The organism is Caulobacter sp. FG7 (assembly GCF_057808875.1).
In genome coordinates this window covers 20,213-36,487 of sequence record NZ_JBMDIW010000012.1, presented here as the reverse complement: position 1 = coordinate 36,487, position 16,275 = coordinate 20,213, and the positions used below count along the sequence as shown (strand labels likewise).

Sequence of the window (16,275 nt, the reverse complement as noted above, 5' to 3'; positions counted from 1 at the left end):
GAGCGTGTGTTCTATGTCCCTTGCGGGAGATAACGCCGAAGCTCCGTGTCGGTTCTATGTCGGGCGCCCGACGCGGAGCTCGGTTTTCGCGTCAGCCTTCGAGACGGTAGCGGTTGTCGCTGTCTGGGCAGACGCGGACGTAGCGGGTCTCGTTGCGGCCCTGGTACTCGGTCTGGGCCGGCGCCAGGCGGCACTTGCGCTCGCTATAGCGGTTCCATTCCGAATAGCCGCCGGCCCGGTCGCGATACTCGGCGCTTTCGCGATAGGGCACGGTGTCCTCGTACGACCAATACTGGCCGCGGGTGTCGCAGCGGGCCTTGGCGGCCGAGTTGCCGATCGCCGCGCCGACGCCGGCCCCGGCCAGGGCGCCGAGCACCGCGCCCTCGGTCTTGGCGTTCCGCGCGGCGACGTTGGAGCCGATCACCGCCCCGGCCAGGGCGCCGATCACGCCGCCAGCCGTGGCGTTGCGCTTGGCGTCGTTGCGGCACGGGTCGGAATAGCCGCCCGACAAGCCAGAGCCGCCGGCATAGGCGGGCGGCGGGCCATCGTCCCAACGGCCGGCTTCGTTGGGATAGCGGCGATCATAGGACCCACGGCCGTAGCGGCGGTCGTAGTCGTCGCGGGCGCGCTGATACTCGGCGCGGTCGGATTCCCACTGGCGGCGCTGGGCGTCGTAGTCGTCGGCTTGGCGATTATCGTAGCCGCTGGTGTCGTAGCGGCGGGCCTCGTCCGGATAGCGACGGTCGTAGGCGCCGCGGCCGTTGCGGGCGTCGTAGCGGTCGCGGGCCCGCTCGTAGGCCGCGCGATCGGCTTCGAACTGGCGCTGCTCGCCGTAATAGTCGTTGCTGGTCGGGTAGGCCGGCGTGCGCCAGCGGCGGGCCTCGTCGGGATAGCGACGATCGTAGGCGCCCGAGCCGTAGCGGCGGTCATAGTCGCTGCGCGCCCGCTCATAGGCGGCGCGGTCGGCGTCGTACTGGGCCTGGCGGCTGTCGTAGTCGGCCCGGCGGGCCTCGTAGGACGAGCGCTGCTCCTCGTAGGTGCGCAGCTGCTGCTGGTAGCCGGCGTCCTGAGCCAGCGCGGGCGCGGCCGTGCTGATGGCGACGGCGCCGGCCATCAGCCAAGCCATGCGGCGGGAAGTCATGGGGAAGTCTCCGTTCCGACGAACGAACCGACATCCCGCCCCACAAGACGCCGGCTCGGGTTCAAAGTCCCTGCGGCGGAATAAGCCTTGGCGAAGGCCAAGGTTCCCGAAAGCGGCGGGATCAGTCGTTCAGCCAGGTGACGGCGAAGCGCTCGCCGGTCCAGACGGCGACGGCCAGCGACGCTTCCTCGGTTCCGAACGACAGGGTGGGGGCCTTGAGCTCGACCTTGCGCGGCTCGTCCGCGGCGCACGGCGCGCCCACGTCCTTGGCGCAGGTGGTGGGGTAGGTTCCCGGCGGCTGGGCGGCGATGAAGAAGCCGGCGGCGTCGGCCACCATGGTGACGGTCTCGGGCTTGCCCGGCGCCGCGCCGCGCTCGACCACCAGCACATGGGCCCCGCCGCGCGGCTCCAGCCGCGCCTGGTCGGCCTTGCCGTCGCCGTCGAAATCCCCCGCCAGCGAGGGCAGGGCGGCGGCGAGGGCGAACAGCAGGACGGACATGGCGGGTACTCCGAAGGTTACAGCCGGAGGTTGGCTTTCGGCCGTGCGCCGTCAAGCCTCTTTCAGTGTCACGCCGCCGGCTTGGTGACCGTCATCATGTAGTTGATGTCGACGTCGGTGGAGCGGCTCCAGCGGCCGGTCAGCGGATTGTAGGCGACGCCGAACGGGCCGTGCATCTGAACCGGCTCGCCGGCCAGGAAGGCGCGAAGCTCCTCGGGCTTGAGGAACTGCTTCCACTCGTGGGTGCCGGGCGGCACCCAGCGCAGCACGTACTCGGCGCCGATCTTGGCCAGGGCCAGGGCTTTCAGCGTGCGGTTGAGGGTGGCGACGATCATCAGGCCGCCGGGCTTGAGCAGCTGCGAGCAGGTGCGCAGGAAGGCGCCCGGATCGGCCACGTGCTCGATGACCTCCATGGTCAGCACCACGTCGAACGGTCCCGCGCCCTCGGCCAGCAGCTGTTCGGCGGTGGCGGGGCGATAGCCGATGGAGAGGCCCTGCTCGGCGGCGTGGGCCGCGGCGGTCTTGATGTTGTTCTCCGAGGCGTCGATGGCGGTGACCGAGAAGCCCAGGCGGGCCATCGGCTCGCTCAGCAGTCCGCCGCCGCAGCCGATGTCGATCAGGGACAGGCCCTCGAACGGCGCGCGGTCGTTGCCGTCGCGGCCGAAGCGCTCCAGCGCCTGTTCGCGGATGAAGGCCAGACGGCACGGATTGAACACGTGCAGCGGCGCGAACTTGCCTTTCGGGTCCCACCACTCGGCGGCGATGGCCGAGAACCGCGCCACGTCGGCGGGGTCGATGCTCCAGTTGGGCGTGCTTCCTGCGGTGTCGGGGGCGGCGCTGGTCATGGCCCGGTATCTAGCACGGCCAATTTTTCGCGCCATGCTGCGAGAAAAAAGACACATCCGCGACATTGCCGTTGCGCCGAGGCCCCGCTAGAAGGCGCGGGCTTGCGCGGAAGGACGGGTTCCGGCCGCGAAGGCGCAAGAAAAAACCGCTTTGGTTCGAGGATTTAGAGACGTGTCACGTCTGGTGATGAAGTTCGGCGGCACCTCGGTGGCCGACCTGGAGCGCATCCGCCGGGTGGCGCGCCTGGTCGCCGCGGAAGTCGCCACGGGCAAGCAGGTCGCCGTCGTCGTTTCCGCCATGTCGGGCAAGACCAACGAACTGGTCGCCTGGACGGACGGAGCCGGCCGCGCCGCCGCGGGCCTGCCGGAGTCTGACGACGAGTACGACGCCGTCGTGGCGTCGGGCGAGCAGGTGACCGCCGGCCTGCTGGCCATGACCCTGCGCAACATGGGCCACAAGGCCCGTTCGTTCCTGGGCTGGCAGGTTCCGATCCTCACCGACGAGGCCCACGGCCGCGCGCGGATCGAAGAGATTCCGCCGGAGAACCTGGAAGAGTGCTTCGAGGCCGGCGAGATCGCCGTCATCGCCGGCTTCCAGGGCGTGACGCCCAAGCGCCGCATCACCACGCTGGGCCGTGGCGGATCGGACACCAGCGCCGTGGCCATCGCCGCCGCGGTGAAGGGCGCCTGCGACATCTACACCGACGTGGACGGGGTCTACACCACCGACCCGCGGATCGAGAGCAAGGCCAAGCGCCTGGCCAAGATCTCCTACGAAGAAATGCTGGAAATGGCCTCGCTGGGGGCCAAGGTGCTGCAGACCCGTTCGGTCGAGATGGCCATGGCCCATCGCGTCCCGGTGCGGGTGCTGTCGAGTTTCGTCGAGCCGGGCGAAGCCCCGGGCCAAGGTACGATCGTCTGCGACGAGGAAGAAATCATGGAAAAGCGCATCGTCTCGGGCGTCGCCTACAGCCGCGACGAAGCCAAGATCACCCTGCTGGGCCTGCCCGACCATCCGGGCGTGTCCTCGGCCATCTTCGGCCGCCTGGCCGACGCCAACGTCAATGTCGACATGATCGTGCAGTCGCGCGCCCGCAGCGCCGACACCGCCAACATGGAGTTCACCGTCGGCAAGCGTGACGCCACGCGCGCCCTGGAGATCGTCCGCGGCGCCCAGGCCGAGATCGGCTTCGAGGACGTGGCCGTCAACGAGGACGTGGCCAAGGTGTCGGTGATCGGCGTGGGCATGCGCAGCCACGCCGGCGTCGCCCAGTCGATGTTCGCGGCCCTGGCCGAGAAGAACATCAACATCCAGGTCATCTCGACCTCGGAGATCAAGATCTCGGTCCTGATCGACGCGGCCTACACCGAACTGGCCGTCCGCGCCCTGCACGCCGTGTACGGCCTGGACCAGTTGTAAGCGCAGAGGACCCCCTCAGTCGGCTTTGCCGACAGCTCCCCCAGAGGGGGAGCATCGGGCGCTCGGGATCCTCCCCCCTCTGGGGGAGGTGGCCCGGAGGGCCGGAGGGGGCGTTCCACCGTTGCCTAAACGTCGTGCTCTGACGTTATGGAAGGCGCACCAGCCTTCGAGAGTCCCATGCCCGACGTCTTCAAGTTCGATCCCGCCGCCAAGACGGTGACCTTCCACGGCGACGCCGGGCTCGAGCTGCTCTACGACCTGCTGCTTCGCGCCAAGTTCGGCGACGGCTACGAGAAGCCGCTGCTGGTCAGCCCCTGGCTGGCGGCGCTGCTGCGCCAGCTGGATCAGGCCCTGCCCGACGACGGCCAGTGGTTCCCGGAAAAGCCCGGCCAGCCGATCTTCGACACCGACGACCTCCTGGCCATGGGCGACGCCGTGATCGAGGAAGGCCACACGGTCGGATGGTGGACCATGACCGAGCCGGAAAAGCGCGACTACCTGCGCAACGTCATCGCCGCGCCCCATCCGCTGACCGACCTGCAGGTCGAGTTCATCGAGAGCGACATCGACGCGGCCCTGCAACAGGCCCGCCGCCTGGTCATGGACGCCGAGGAGCCCCTGGCCCTGCCCGGGCACGGCTGAGTTCGCTATAGTGAGGTCATGGGCCACGACCTGACCGCCCCCGCAGAGCTCTCCTTCCGCCGCTACAGCGTCGAGGCGATCTCGCACGCCCACGACTTCGACCAGATCGTGCTGCCGCGTCGCGGCGTGCTGGAGATCGAGATCGACGGCAAGGGCGGCCGGGTCGATCCGGGCAGCGCCGCTGTGATCCCGCCGGGCACGCGCCACGTCTGCGCCGCCGACGGCGAGAACCTGTTCGTGGTGGCCGACATCGGCGCTTCCCTGATGGCGCCGTTCGAGCGCCTGCGCGACAGGCCGTTCGCCTCGGTGACCAGTCCGGTGCGGGGCCTGCTGTCGTTCCTGTCGGGCGAGGCGCCGGGCGGCATCGACGACGGCGTCGCGGGCCTGTGGACGCCGCTCCTGCTGAGGGGCCTGTCGAGCGGCCCGTCAGCCGTCGACCCGCGCCTGGCCCGCGCCGCGGCGATGATCGAGGCCCGCTACCACCAGCCGCTGACCGTCCGCGACCTGGCGGCCGAGGCCGGCATGAGCCAGAGCCGGTTCTTCGACCGCTTCGCCGCCGCCTACGGCGCGACCCCGCACGCGGCGCTGAGCGACGCGCGGCTGCGGGCGGCGCAGCACCTGCTGGACGATCCGAGCTTGTCTATCGCCGAGATCGCCATCCGCACCGGCCACGGCGACCAGAGCACGCTGACGCGGCGGATGAAGGCGGTGCTGGGCGTCACGCCGGCGGCCTGGCGCAAGGGGCGGCAGCGCTAGCGGCGACGATAGCTGTCGCGCAGCAAGCGCATGCCCTGCCGCAGGACAGCCAGGCTGGGCACGACCAAGGCCAGTGCGATAAGGGAGTCCCGGCTGGCGCCGCTCTCCAAGATCGTGGTCCAGTCGGCGCCGCCCGAAGCCCAGATCCACAGCAGGCGCAGGCCGGCGAAGAGGCAGGTCGCGGGCAGGAAGGCGCCGAGCGCCGCCAGCATCACCCCGTTCAACCGCGCGGCCCAGACCTTGTCGGGGCTCGGTTTGGCGGTGTCGGTCATGCTGCCTCTTAATGATGTGCGCTGCAGCTTAGCTCGTATCGCCGATCGATCAATGTTCGCGAGAGCCCGCGCCCGATCTTAGAGAGCTTTCGCCAAAGCCATGGCCGCGCGCGCCTGCTAGGTCCGGGCCATGATCAGTCCCCGGAACCTCCTGCTCGGTCTTGTCTACGGCCTCGTCGCCGGCGCGCTGTGGGGCGGGGTGTTCCTGGCCCCCAAGCTGCTGGACGCCTTCACGCCGCTGCAGATGACGGCGGGGCGCTACATCGCCTACGGCCTGGCCGCCGCCGTGCTGCTGGCCCCGACCTGGAAGTCGGTGATGGCGCGGATGGACGGCCGCGACTGGCGCGACCTGGCCGGACTGAGCCTGCTGGGCAACCTTGTCTACTATGTCGGCCTGTCGGTCGCCGTGCAGACGGCGGGCGTGGCCCTGGCCTCGCTGATTATCGGCCTCCTGCCGGTGACCATCACCCTGGCCGGCGCGCGGAAAGGCGAGGGCACGCCTCTGCGGGCCCTGGCCGGGCCCTTGGCCCTGATCGTCGCCGGCGGCGTGTGCATCAACGTGGCGGTGTTCACCGCGCCCTCGGGCGCGCCGGCCGGCAAGCTCGTTTTGGGCGTGCTGGGCGCGACCCTGGCCCTGGCGGTCTGGACCGCCTACGCCGTCTGGAACGCCCGGCGACTGGCCGCCACGCCGAAGTTCAACAGCCACGAATGGTCGCTGCTGACGGGCTTGGCCACGGGCCTCCTGTCGCTGGTGCTGGTCGTCCCGGCCTTTCTGCTGGGCGGCAAAAGCCATCCGCCGGCCGCCTGGACCTGGTTTTGGCTGGTCAGCTTTGCCGTGGCCATCGGCGCGTCGGTGATCGGCAACGGCCTGTGGAACGCCGCCAGCCGCGTGCTGCCGCTGAGCCTGTCTGGCCAGCTGATCGTGTTCGAGACCCTGTTCGCGCTGCTCTACGGCTTCCTGCACGAGGGCCGCTGGCCACACCTGCTGGAGGGCGCGGCGATCGTGCTGATGCTGGCCGGCGTGATCTGGTCGGTGCGGCTGCATCGCCCGGCGGCGCAGGCGGGGGCGGAAGCCTCTCACCCGTAAAATCCCCGCGAAAGCGGGGACCCAGGCTTTTTCTGAAACGCGCGGTGCTCAACGATAAAACACCTGGGCCCCCGCTTTCGCGGGGGTTTTACGGGAGGAGGAGCGCGTTCTCGCCCCGCCGCAAACCTGACGCGAACATGAACAACCGCGTTCAGGTCGGGTTCAAACGGCAAGGCTCATAAAGGCCATCAACAGCGCCGCCCTCGGGATTGGCGACGCTTCTGGAACAAGGAGCAAATGCCATGAAGACCTTCGGTAAGTTCAGCAAGATCGCCATCAGCGCCACCATCGCCGGCGCTCTGGTCCTGCCCGCCTCGGCCGCCTTCGCCGGCGATCGCGGCAAGAGCAACAAGACCGAGCGGGCTATCCTGGGCGCTGTCCTGGGCGGCGCGGCCGGCGCCATGCTGGGCGACGGCGATGGCGGCGCGATCGCCGTCGGCGCCCTGGCCGGCGGCGCCATCGGCGCGGCCACCGCCAAGGACAAGCGCGATCACCGCTACAGCAGCCGCTACAACGAGCGTCGCCCGTACTACAGCGACAACCGCTACGGCTATGATCGCTACGACCGTCGCGACGATCGTCGGGATGGGCGCCGCTACCAGGGCGATCGCTACAACACCGGTTACGACTACTACGGTCAACGCCGCTAAGCTTCGCCGCTGACAAGCTAGGCAATGCGCCGCCCCTTTCCGAAGGGGCGGCGTTTTTTGCGTCCTCAGGTAAAGGAAAACCGTGCTCGCGCACTGTGCGGCGCGCGAAATCTGCTATAGCGCCCATGAGGACGACGTGCTTCGACACGTCGGAACCAAGGGAGCGCACGACAGGCGACATGGCAGGCCCCGGCATCGCCGTTCGAGGACCCAGAAGCCTGCTTCGCCAGATTCGCGAGGCCATGGCCGGCGGCGGTCCCGCCCAGGCCAAGCTCGACATGGTGGTGCGCACCATCGCCATCTCGATGGTGGCCGAAGTCTGCTCGATCTATCTGCGCCGCGCCTCGGGCGATCTTGAGCTGTTCGCCACCGAAGGCCTGTCGCGCGACGCCGTCCACGTCACCCGCATGAAGCCGGGCGAAGGCCTGGTCGGCGAGACCATGCGCCTGGGCCGGCCGCTGAACCTGTCGGACGCCGCCAGCCATCCGCAGTTCTCGTATCGTCCTGAAACGGGGGAAGACCCCTATCACGCCTTCCTGGCCGTGCCGCTGCTGCGCGGCGGCCGGGCGATCGGCGTGCTCGTCGTCCAGAACCGCACCGAACGGGTCTACGAGGACGAGGAGGTCGAGGATCTGCAGATCATCGCCATGGTGCTGGCCGAGATGGTCAGTTCCAGCGAACTGCTGGGCGCCGACGAGCTCAAGGACGTCGAGCTGGCCCCGCACAAGCCCGAGCGGCTGAAGGGCTCGCGCTTCGCCGAAGGCCTGGCCTACGGCGTGGCGGTGCTGCACGAGCAGCCGGTGGCGCCCGAGCAGTTGCTGTCGGACGACGCCCTGGCCGAGGAGGCCCGGCTCTCCTACGCCATCGAGGCCCTGCAGACCCAGATCGACGAGATGCTGGAGGGCCAGCACGGCCTGGTCGGCGCCTCGTACGAGGTGCTCGAGACCTATCGGCTGTTCGCCCACGACCGGGGCTGGAACCGCGGCCTGCAGGAGGCCGTGCGTTCGGGCCTGACCGCCGAGGCGGCCGTCGAGCGGGTGCGTTCGGAGCACCGCGCGCGCCTGGGCCAGGCCCGGGACCCCTATCTGCGCGAGCGGCTGCACGACCTGGAAGACCTGAACGACCGGCTGCTGCGCCACCTGTCGGGCGACGTCCACGCCGTGCGCCAGCTGCCCGAGGACGCGATCCTGATCGCCCGCAACCTGGGCCCCGCCGACCTCTTGGAATACGACCGCACCAAGCTGAAGGGCATCCTGCTCGAGGAAGGCTCGGCCGCCAGCCACGCCGGCATCGTGGCCAGGGCGCTGGATATCCCGTGCGTGGGCCGCCTGGCTGGCCTGCGCGACCGGGTCAGCGAGGGCGACCCCGTGGTGGTCGACGCCGAGACGGCCGAGGCCTGGCTGCGGCCGCGCCCCGACGTGGTCAAGGCGCTGAAGGCCCGGATGGAGGTCCGCGCCCAGCGCAAGGCCGAGTTCGCCCGCCTGCGCGACACGCCCGCCTTCACCCGCGACGGCTCCAAGATCACCCTGCTGATGAACGCGGGCCTGGCCGTCGACCTCGACATCCTGGGCGAGACCGGGGCGGAGGGCATCGGCCTGTTCCGCACCGAGTTCCAGTTCATGGTCGCCGAGGAGATGCCGCGCCTGGAAGCCCAGACGACGCTGTACGAGAAGGTGCTGGAGGCGGCCGACGGCATGCCCGTGACCTTCCGCACGCTCGACCTGGGCGGCGACAAGCTGCTGCCGTACATGGAGCTTGAGCGCGAGGACAATCCGGCCCTGGGCTGGCGCGCCGTGCGCATGGGCCTGGACCGTCCGGCCCTGCTGCGCCTGCAGATCCGCGCGCTGATCAAGGCCGCCAATGGCCGCGAGCTGCGGATCATGTTCCCGCTGGTGGCCAATGTGGACGAGTTCCGCGCCGCCCGCGCCTTCGTCGACCAGGAAGTGGCCTGGGCGCTGAAGCGCGGCCGGCCCGCGCCCGCGCGCCTCGACGTCGGGGCGATGGTCGAGGCCCCGTCGCTTCTGTGGCATTTGGACGCGCTGCTGCCGATGACCGACTTCGTGTCGGTCGGCACCAACGACCTGATGCAGTACCTGTTCGCCGCCGACCGGGGCAATCCGCGGGTGTCTGACCGCTACGACCCGTTGTCGCCGGCGGCCCTGCGGGCGTTGAAGACCATCCAGCAGGCCTGCGAGGACACCGGCACCCAGGTCTCGGTGTGCGGCGAGATGGCGGGCCGTCCGCTCGAGGCCTTCGCCTTGGTGGCCTTGGGTTTCGACCGTCTTTCCATGCCTCCGGCGGGTATAGGGCCGGTCAAGCAGATGGTGCTGTCGTGCGATCGCGAGGCCGCCCGGCGCAATGTCGAGGCCCTGCTGAAGGGCTCTGGTGGGTCTCTCCGGGGCGAGATCGAAACCTTGGCCCGGAAGCTCTATGTCGCCGTCTAGACTGATGGCCGGTTAACCTTGCGGCTAAGTTTAGCTCATTGAATCCGGCCACTTACTTTGATATCCACAATTGAATGTTAACGAATGCCGGCTAGCGTCGGCGTAAATCGGTCGGACTCTCGTGCGACGCGAATTTTCTGGGGTGATCTGTTCGTCATGCCGCTCGACACGGGCACGGTGAGCCATTTGAGCCTGGTCGCCGAAGGCGATCGTGACGACACGGTCGCGCCGCCGGCGCAGCCGTCGGTCGACCATGGCGTCGACCTGGGCGAGGCGCTGCGCGCCGCCCGTCTGTTTCATGGCATGACCTTGCAGGACGTGGCCGACGCCACGCGCATCCGCCAGGCCTATGTCGAGGCGCTGGAGGACATGCGCCTGGACGAACTGCCGTCGCGCCCGTTCACCATCGGCTACATCAAGGCCGTGGCCGGCCTGCTGCGCCTGGATCCCGAGGCGGCCGTGGCCCGCTTCAAGCTGGAAGCCCACGACGACGCCGAGCCGCTGCGCGCGCCGATCGGCGTGCATCGCCAGCGCGACCCGCGCCTTGGCCTGCTGCTGGCCGGAGGCCTGCTGGTCGGCGGGGCCATCGTGCTGTGGAACGTCGCCCAGCGCGCCATGACCCACGACGCCGAGCCCAAGGCCCAGGTGGCCTCGCAGGCCGCGCCCGCCGCGCCGGCGACCTCCGTTCCGGCCCAGGCCGGCGGCGCCGTCTCGCTCGGCGCGCCACTGCCGGCCCCGGCCGAATCGACGACGCCCGCGCCCTACGTGACCCCCGGCCTGGAAGCCGCGGCCGCCGCCGGCGGTTCGGCCGACGCCGTGGCCGCCGCCGCCAAGGCCCGCAAGGAAGCCGAGGCCCAGGCCGCTCCGGAGGCGATCGCCAACCTCGGCGCGCCGTTCAAGGGCAAGGGCGCGATGTACGGCGCGGCCCCGGCCGACTCGGCCGGCGTGATCCTGCAGGCCCGCAAGTCGACCTCGCTGACCGTGCGTGGCGCCGACGGCAACGTCTATTTCACGCGCTGGCTGTCGACCGGCGACGCCTTCCGCATTCCGCGCACGCCGGGCCTGGTGGCCGACGTCTCCGAGCCGACCTCGATCGACGTGTTCACCAATGGCGTGCTGACCGGCCGTCTGTCGGCCCCGCAGACCCAGCTGTCGAAGCTGGCGCCGGCTCCCGCCGCCGCGCCCGCACAGGCCAGGCCCGCCGTCGCCCCGGCGACCGCGACGACGCCTCGCCGCTGATCCTTCCCGGGCGGCGTCACGAAGCTTGCGTGACGCCCTTGGGTTCCTTCGCCAAACCCCTTAGATTGGCGCCATGGCCGCAGACCACACCCACGTCCGTCCCTGGCGCATGATCGAGCGTCGCAAGTCGCGGAAGATCCGCGTCGGCAGTGTGGAGGTCGGCGGTGACGCGCCGATCTCGGTGCAGTCGATGACCAACACCCTGACCAGCGACGCCGCCGCGACGCTGAACCAGATCCGCCAGCTGGAGGAGGCCGGCGCCGACATCGTGCGCGTCAGCTGCCCCGACGTCGAAAGCACCGAGGCCTTCAAGATCATCGCCCGCGAGGCGAAGGTCCCGCTCGTGGCCGACATCCACTTCCACTACAAGCGCGGCATCGAGGCGGCCAAGGCCGGCGCGGCCTGCCTGCGGATCAATCCGGGCAATATCGGCAGCCCCGACCGCGTGCGCGACGTGGTCAACGCCGCCAAGGACCACGGCTGCTCGATCCGCATCGGCGTCAACGCCGGCTCGCTCGAACGCGAACTGCTGGAGCGCTACGGCGAGCCGTGCCCCGAGGCGATGGTCGAAAGCGCCCTCAACCACGCCAGGATCCTTCAGGACCACGACTTCCACGAGTTCAAGATCTCGGTGAAGGCGTCCGACCCGTTCCTGACCGTGGCCGCCTATCAGCAGCTGGCCGAGGCCATCGACTGCCCGCTGCACCTGGGCGTCACCGAGGCCGGCGCCCTGCGCACCGGCACGGTCAAGAGCGCCATCGGCATGGGCTCGATGCTGTGGGCCGGCATCGGCGACACCATCCGGGTCTCGCTCGCGGCCGATCCCGTCGAAGAGATCAAGGTCGGCTTCGACATCCTGAAGTCGCTGGGCCTGCGCCACCGCGGCGTCAACATCATCGCCTGTCCGTCCTGCGCTCGCCAGGGCTTCAACGTCATCAAGACGGTGGAGACGCTGGAAGAGCGCCTGGCTCACATCTCGACGCCCATGTCGCTGTCGATCATCGGCTGCGTGGTCAACGGTCCGGGCGAGGCCCTGATGACCGATATCGGCTTCACCGGCGGCGGGGCTGGGGCGGGCATGGTCTACATGGCCGGCAAGCCCGACCACAAGCAGTCCAATGACGGCATGATCGACCACATCGTCGAGCTCGTTGAGAAGAAGGCCGCCGAACTGCAGGCCGCCAAGGACGCCAAGGCGATCGCGGCCGAGTAGTTTTCGGCCGCAAGCTTGACTTATAGGCGAGGCCCCGGAAATCTCGCGCTGCGGCGATAGCGCCGTTACGAGTCTGGGGGCTTTACCACATGAGAATTCTTGCGATCGTCGCGCTGGCCGCGACCCTGACGGCGTGCGCCACGACCGAGGAGATCGTGCCGATCCCGTACGCGCCGGCCGAGGCCGCCGCGGTGCCGGGCGCCGAGTCGATCCAGGTCACCGTCGTCGCCGTCGACGCCCGCACCACCAACCGCCAGCGGATCTCCACCAAGATCAACGGCTACGGCATGGAGATGGCGCCGATCCGTTCGAAGGAAGAGGTCGCCGACGTCGTGCGCGACGCCCTTTCGGCCGAGCTGAAGAAGCGCGGCTACGGTCTGGGCTCGGGCGGCCCGAAGGTCGAGGCCAAGGTCGTGACCTTCTACAGCAAGTTCGGCGTCGGCATCCTGGCCGGCAAGTCGGAGGCCACTGTCGACCTGACGGTGACCGTCACCTCTGCCGGCGGCGAGGCGCTCTACACCCGCGAACTGAAGGGCGCGGCCAGCAAGTCGGTGCAACTGGCGGGCGGCAAGAACGCCGCCGCGACCCTGAGCGCGGCCCTGGCCGACGACTTCAAGACCCTGTTCGCCGACGAGGCCTTCACCAAGGCGCTGGCCGCCAAGTAAGGCCGGCCGTTCGGGCAAGAAGCCGTCCGGACAAGAAAGAAGGGCGGGGCCGGCAGGTCCCGCCCTTCCATTTTTCAGGTCAGGCTCAGCGCTTGACGAAGGCGCGCTTGCAGATCTCGTCGCCGAAGCCCGACGACAGCTGCTCTTCGGCCTGCGACATGGCCGCCGCGGCGATCAGGCCGCCGCCGCCCGTCGAGCGGGTGATCTCGTAGTCGGCGACCACCTTGTCGCTGTCCGGATCGACCAGCTTGGCCACGCCGACCATGTTGTTCGACGAGCCGACCAGCACGGTCATGGCCGCGTTGGCCTTCTTCAGGTTGGTGATCTCGACCTTCAGCAGCAGGGGCTTTTCGCCCTTGGCGCACTTGGCCAGCTTCTCGTTGACCTTGGTCTTGAACACGGTCTCGAACTCGGGGCTGGCGCCGGTCGGGGTGTTGACCGTGATGTCCTTGACGAAGGCGGTCTTGGAGATGTCGGACGGGATCTGAGTGACAGTGTCGCCGCCGCTCGTGCTGACGCAGGCGGTCGTGAGCGCGGCCATGGCGGCCACCAGGAAGATACGACGCATTTCGGCTCCATAGAGATGTGAACCGGCTGGAACTCAGCCCCCACGTGCAGAGCCATAGCAAAGCCATGGGTTGAATGGCAGAGCTTTGTTCTGTGAAAAAGTTGAGCCGGCGAAACCGGTTCAGATCACCGGTCGCGAACGCTCGTCCACGTCGGCCAGGGCCGAGGCGACGATCCGCAGGCCGGTCTCCAGTTCCACGCGGTCGGCGGCCGCGCCGAGCGCCAGTCGCACGCCGGTGACAAGGCCGGGCGAGACGATCGGGGCGGCCGGCGGGGTCACTTCGGCGCCGCCGCGCAGGGCCCGGCCGGCCAGGCGCTCGGCCTCAAGTTCGTTCATCGGCAGCCACAGGTGCGGAACGGTGGGCGAGGCGGGGCTGGCCAGGGCGTTCCCTAGTACCGACCGCGCCAGGGCGACGCGGGCGGCGGTCTCCTCCAGGATCTCGGCCAGTATGCTGTCGGCCACGCCGTCCTCGATCCACTGGCCGGCGATCAGCATGCCAAAGCCCGGCGGCGCGTAGGCGATGGCGCGCATGGTGTCGAGGATCCGCTCCAGGGCCGCATCGTCGGGGGCGATCACGAAGCCCGCCCGCAGGCCCGGCGCCAGGGTCTTGGATACGCCCGAGACGTGGAAGGTGCGCTCGGGGGCCAGCATGGCCAGGGGCGGCGGCGCGCCGGGAGCGTAGGCGCCGTAGATGTCGTCCTCGATCAGGGTCAGGTCCAGCCGCCGGGCGATGGCGACGATCGCCTCGCGCCGGGCCAGCGACATGATCCGTCCCGTGGGGTTCTGCAGCGTGGGCAGCAGGGCGACGACGCGGGCGCCGGTGCGCTTGGCGGCGTCTTCCATGGCTTCGGGGATCGCGCCCTCGTCGTCCATGGCCACGCCTTGCAGGCGATAGCCGGCATGGGTCGCCAGGGCCTTGACGCCATGGAAGGTCGAGGCCTCGCATAGCACCGTCTCGCCGGGGCGCACGGCGGCGCCGAAGGCGAGGGCCAGGCCCTGCTGGGCGCCGGCGCAGCACACCAGGCGCGTCCAGTCGGCGGTCTCGAAGCCGGCGCTGCGGGCCAGCCAGGCGGCGGCGGCGCGGCGGTGGCGCTCCAGCCCGGCGGCGGGGGCGTAGTCCAGGTGGTCGGCGAGGTCCGGCCGCCGGCGCAGGCGCTGCATCGTCTCGCTGATCACCCGGGCGGCCGGCCAGTTGAGGGCGACGTTCTGGGCCAGGTTGATCGGACCCTCGCGCCGGCGCGGGCCGGCGATCGCGCCCGGCGCGTTGACGAAGCTGCCGCGGCCGACATGGGCGCTGACCAGGCCCGCCTTCTCGGCCTCGACATAAGCCCGCGTGACCGTGCCCAGGCCAAGGCCCAGGCGGTGGGCCAGGTCGCGCTGCGGCGGCAGGCGCGTTCCCGCCGGCAGGGCGCCGGACTCGACGTCGGCGCGCAGGGCCTCGACCAGCCGCTCGTAGATCGGGGCGTCGCCGTCGGGCAGGGCGGGGGTCCAGGGAGCGTTCATCGGCGCGATCCGTCCAGATTGTCACTGTATCAATATAAGTTTTGACTCATGGATCAATCGAAATCATCACCGTGACATTCCGCCAGGGAGGTCCCGATGACGCCGCAACTGATCCTCGCCTTCGTGCTGTTCGCCTTCGCCACGGCCGGCACGCCGGGCCCCAACAACATGATGCTGCTGGCGTCGGGCGCGAACTTCGGCTTCCGCCGCACGATCCTGCACATCCTGGGGATCAGCCTGGGCCTCGGCGTGATGGTGCTGGCCATGGGCTTTGGCCTGGGCGGCGTGTTCAAGGCCTGGCCGATGCTGCACGAGATCCTGCGCTGGGCGGGCGCGGCCTACATGCTGTGGCTGGCCTGGAAGATCGGCACGTCCAAGGGAGTCTCCGACCGCGAGGCGTCGAGCAAGCCCATGGGCTTCTGGGCGGCGGCGGCCTTCCAGTGGGTGAACCCCAAGGCCTGGGCCATGGCGCTGGGCGCGGTGACCACCTATGCGCCGGAAGGCGGCGGGGTCATGGTCGTGCCGCTGCTGGCGGGCCTGTTCATGCTGGTCGGCGCGCCGTGCAGCGCCGCCTGGGCCGGGTTCGGCGTCGCCCTGCGCCGGTTCCTCGACCGGCCCGCGATCCTGCGGACCTTCAACGTGACCATGGCCGTGCTGCTGGTCGTGTCGCTGTACCCGACCCTGTTCGGCGGCCATGCGGGCAAGCCTCCGGCGCGCGACCTGGCCTTTCTGTCGAAGCCGCTGGCGCTCGGCGGACGCGGTTGAGGCTTGCGCCGGCCAGGCCCGCAGCGTCACATCGCGCGATCTTTCAGGAGACCGCCATGCGCCTCGCCGCCGTCATCGCCGCAACCGTGCTGGCGATCGCCCCCGCCGCTTTTGCGCAGGACCTGAAGGTCGTCGTCCAGGGGCGCGACAGCATCATCCTGACCCCAGCCGACCTAGCCGCCCTGCCGCGCGGCAAGGCGACCATGGTCGAGGGCGGCAAGAGCGCGGTCTACGAGGGCGCCTTGCTGAACGCGGCCCTGGTCCAGGCCGGGGTGGTGCACGGCGACCGGCTGATGGGCCGCTATCTGAACCAGGTGGTGCTGGTGAAGGCCGTCGACGGCTATGTCTCGATCCTGTCGCTGGCCGAGACCGATCCATTCTACCGGACCAACCCCGTGGTCATCGCCGACCGCAAGGACGGGGCGCCGCTGGACGCCCGCGAGGGTCCCTACCGCGTCGTGGTGGACGGCGACCTCAAGCCGTCGCGCTCTGCGAGGCAGGTGACGACCATCGAGGTCAAACCGGCCTTCTGAGCCTGGACAATCGAGGCGAACCGCAGAAGCCTG

The 16,275-nt window shown here is 69.8% G+C and carries 17 protein-coding genes; 11 read left to right on the top strand and 6 right to left on the bottom strand.

Annotated features, from left to right (window positions below; all coding sequences use genetic code 11):
- Positions 1-91 precede the first annotated feature (91 nt).
- From ACODR1_RS11660 to ubiG, 3 genes are all read right to left on the bottom strand, one after another.
- Positions 92-1,141 carry a glycine zipper 2TM domain-containing protein gene (locus tag ACODR1_RS11660; protein WP_488880593.1) on the bottom strand — a complete coding sequence of 350 codons (1,050 nt, stop codon included), beginning with the start codon at positions 1,139-1,141 and terminating at the stop codon, positions 92-94.
- Positions 1,142-1,262: 121 nt separating this feature from the next.
- Entirely contained in the window at positions 1,263-1,640 is a 378-nt protein-coding gene (locus ACODR1_RS11655; RefSeq protein WP_488880592.1) for a hypothetical protein, read from the bottom strand.
- 68 nt (positions 1,641-1,708) lie between these two features.
- Positions 1,709-2,485: a bifunctional 2-polyprenyl-6-hydroxyphenol methylase/3-demethylubiquinol 3-O-methyltransferase UbiG gene (ubiG, locus tag ACODR1_RS11650; RefSeq protein WP_058348752.1), complete on the bottom strand. Its 777-nt coding sequence runs from the start codon at positions 2,483-2,485 to the stop codon at positions 1,709-1,711.
- 172 nt (positions 2,486-2,657) lie between these two features.
- On the opposite strand from ubiG, the gene ACODR1_RS11645 reads away from it, so the two are divergent.
- The 3 genes from ACODR1_RS11645 to ACODR1_RS11635 all read left to right on the top strand — a co-directional run bounded on the left by ACODR1_RS11645 (position 2,658) and on the right by ACODR1_RS11635 (position 5,303).
- Positions 2,658-3,905 (top strand): aspartate kinase, encoded by a 1,248-nt coding sequence (locus ACODR1_RS11645; RefSeq protein WP_101718248.1) that lies wholly within the window; start codon positions 2,658-2,660, stop codon positions 3,903-3,905.
- 177 nt (positions 3,906-4,082) lie between these two features.
- Positions 4,083-4,547, top strand: a complete 465-nt coding sequence (locus tag ACODR1_RS11640; protein ID WP_101718247.1) for a hypothetical protein — start codon at positions 4,083-4,085, stop codon at positions 4,545-4,547.
- 18 nt (positions 4,548-4,565) lie between these two features.
- Positions 4,566-5,303: a helix-turn-helix domain-containing protein gene (locus ACODR1_RS11635; protein ID WP_488880591.1), complete on the top strand. Its 738-nt coding sequence runs from the start codon at positions 4,566-4,568 to the stop codon at positions 5,301-5,303.
- Here ACODR1_RS11635 and ACODR1_RS11630 read toward each other — a convergent pair.
- Entirely contained in the window at positions 5,300-5,575 is a 276-nt protein-coding gene (locus ACODR1_RS11630; protein WP_488880590.1) for a hypothetical protein, read from the bottom strand. The genes ACODR1_RS11635 and ACODR1_RS11630 overlap by 4 nt on opposite strands.
- A 130-nt stretch (positions 5,576-5,705) precedes the next feature.
- Here ACODR1_RS11630 and ACODR1_RS11625 point away from each other — a divergent pair, with 130 nt between their 5' ends.
- The 6 genes from ACODR1_RS11625 (at position 5,706) to ACODR1_RS11600 (ending at position 12,873) form a co-directional block, all read left to right on the top strand.
- Positions 5,706-6,662 (top strand): DMT family transporter, encoded by a 957-nt coding sequence (locus tag ACODR1_RS11625; RefSeq protein ID WP_488880589.1) that lies wholly within the window; start codon positions 5,706-5,708, stop codon positions 6,660-6,662.
- Positions 6,663-6,904: 242 nt separating this feature from the next.
- Positions 6,905-7,312, top strand: a complete 408-nt coding sequence (locus ACODR1_RS11620; RefSeq protein ID WP_488880588.1) for a hypothetical protein — start codon at positions 6,905-6,907, stop codon at positions 7,310-7,312.
- 179 nt (positions 7,313-7,491) lie between these two features.
- Positions 7,492-9,756: a phosphoenolpyruvate--protein phosphotransferase gene (gene ptsP / locus ACODR1_RS11615; protein WP_101715050.1), complete on the top strand. Its 2,265-nt coding sequence runs from the start codon at positions 7,492-7,494 to the stop codon at positions 9,754-9,756.
- A 156-nt stretch (positions 9,757-9,912) separates the two neighbouring features.
- Positions 9,913-10,995: a helix-turn-helix domain-containing protein gene (locus ACODR1_RS11610; protein WP_488880587.1), complete on the top strand. Its 1,083-nt coding sequence runs from the start codon at positions 9,913-9,915 to the stop codon at positions 10,993-10,995.
- Between the two features lie 73 nt (positions 10,996-11,068).
- Positions 11,069-12,208, top strand: coding sequence for a flavodoxin-dependent (E)-4-hydroxy-3-methylbut-2-enyl-diphosphate synthase (gene ispG / locus ACODR1_RS11605; protein ID WP_488880586.1), 1,140 nt, complete (start codon positions 11,069-11,071; stop codon positions 12,206-12,208).
- A gap of 89 nt (positions 12,209-12,297) precedes the next feature.
- Positions 12,298-12,873 carry a YajG family lipoprotein gene (locus tag ACODR1_RS11600; RefSeq protein ID WP_488880585.1) on the top strand — a complete coding sequence of 192 codons (576 nt, stop codon included), beginning with the start codon at positions 12,298-12,300 and terminating at the stop codon, positions 12,871-12,873.
- A gap of 85 nt (positions 12,874-12,958) precedes the next feature.
- Here ACODR1_RS11600 and ACODR1_RS11595 read toward each other — a convergent pair whose 3' ends face one another.
- Together ACODR1_RS11595 and ACODR1_RS11590 are read right to left on the bottom strand one after the other, a co-directional pair.
- Positions 12,959-13,441: a hypothetical protein gene (locus tag ACODR1_RS11595; protein ID WP_488880584.1), complete on the bottom strand. Its 483-nt coding sequence runs from the start codon at positions 13,439-13,441 to the stop codon at positions 12,959-12,961.
- 120 nt (positions 13,442-13,561) lie between these two features.
- Positions 13,562-14,944: an aminotransferase-like domain-containing protein gene (locus ACODR1_RS11590; protein WP_488880583.1), complete on the bottom strand. Its 1,383-nt coding sequence runs from the start codon at positions 14,942-14,944 to the stop codon at positions 13,562-13,564.
- Between the two features lie 96 nt (positions 14,945-15,040).
- Here ACODR1_RS11590 and ACODR1_RS11585 point away from each other — a divergent pair, with 96 nt between their 5' ends.
- Both ACODR1_RS11585 and ACODR1_RS11580 read left to right on the top strand, forming a co-directional pair.
- Entirely contained in the window at positions 15,041-15,709 is a 669-nt protein-coding gene (locus ACODR1_RS11585; protein WP_488880582.1) for a LysE family translocator, read from the top strand.
- Between the two features lie 56 nt (positions 15,710-15,765).
- Positions 15,766-16,242 (top strand): molybdopterin-dependent oxidoreductase, encoded by a 477-nt coding sequence (locus ACODR1_RS11580; protein WP_488880581.1) that lies wholly within the window; start codon positions 15,766-15,768, stop codon positions 16,240-16,242.
- Positions 16,243-16,275 lie beyond the last annotated feature (33 nt).

Coding starts and splice junctions, on each gene's coding strand:
- ACODR1_RS11660 (WP_488880593.1), bottom strand. CDS start 1,141: ATGACTTCCCGCCGCATGGCTTGGCTGATGGCCGGCGCCGTCGCCATC.
- ispG (WP_488880586.1), top strand. CDS start 11,069: ATGGCCGCAGACCACACCCACGTCCGTCCCTGGCGCATGATCGAGCGT.
- ubiG (WP_058348752.1), bottom strand. CDS start 2,485: ATGACCAGCGCCGCCCCCGACACCGCAGGAAGCACGCCCAACTGGAGC.
- ACODR1_RS11635 (WP_488880591.1), top strand. CDS start 4,566: ATGGGCCACGACCTGACCGCCCCCGCAGAGCTCTCCTTCCGCCGCTAC.
- ACODR1_RS11580 (WP_488880581.1), top strand. CDS start 15,766: ATGCGCCTCGCCGCCGTCATCGCCGCAACCGTGCTGGCGATCGCCCCC.
- ACODR1_RS11625 (WP_488880589.1), top strand. CDS start 5,706: ATGATCAGTCCCCGGAACCTCCTGCTCGGTCTTGTCTACGGCCTCGTC.
- ptsP (WP_101715050.1), top strand. CDS start 7,492: ATGGCAGGCCCCGGCATCGCCGTTCGAGGACCCAGAAGCCTGCTTCGC.
- ACODR1_RS11655 (WP_488880592.1), bottom strand. CDS start 1,640: ATGTCCGTCCTGCTGTTCGCCCTCGCCGCCGCCCTGCCCTCGCTGGCG.
- ACODR1_RS11630 (WP_488880590.1), bottom strand. CDS start 5,575: ATGACCGACACCGCCAAACCGAGCCCCGACAAGGTCTGGGCCGCGCGG.
- ACODR1_RS11595 (WP_488880584.1), bottom strand. CDS start 13,441: ATGCGTCGTATCTTCCTGGTGGCCGCCATGGCCGCGCTCACGACCGCC.
- ACODR1_RS11620 (WP_488880588.1), top strand. CDS start 6,905: ATGAAGACCTTCGGTAAGTTCAGCAAGATCGCCATCAGCGCCACCATC.
- ACODR1_RS11590 (WP_488880583.1), bottom strand. CDS start 14,944: ATGAACGCTCCCTGGACCCCCGCCCTGCCCGACGGCGACGCCCCGATC.
- ACODR1_RS11600 (WP_488880585.1), top strand. CDS start 12,298: ATGAGAATTCTTGCGATCGTCGCGCTGGCCGCGACCCTGACGGCGTGC.
- ACODR1_RS11610 (WP_488880587.1), top strand. CDS start 9,913: ATGCCGCTCGACACGGGCACGGTGAGCCATTTGAGCCTGGTCGCCGAA.
- ACODR1_RS11585 (WP_488880582.1), top strand. CDS start 15,041: ATGACGCCGCAACTGATCCTCGCCTTCGTGCTGTTCGCCTTCGCCACG.
- ACODR1_RS11640 (WP_101718247.1), top strand. CDS start 4,083: ATGCCCGACGTCTTCAAGTTCGATCCCGCCGCCAAGACGGTGACCTTC.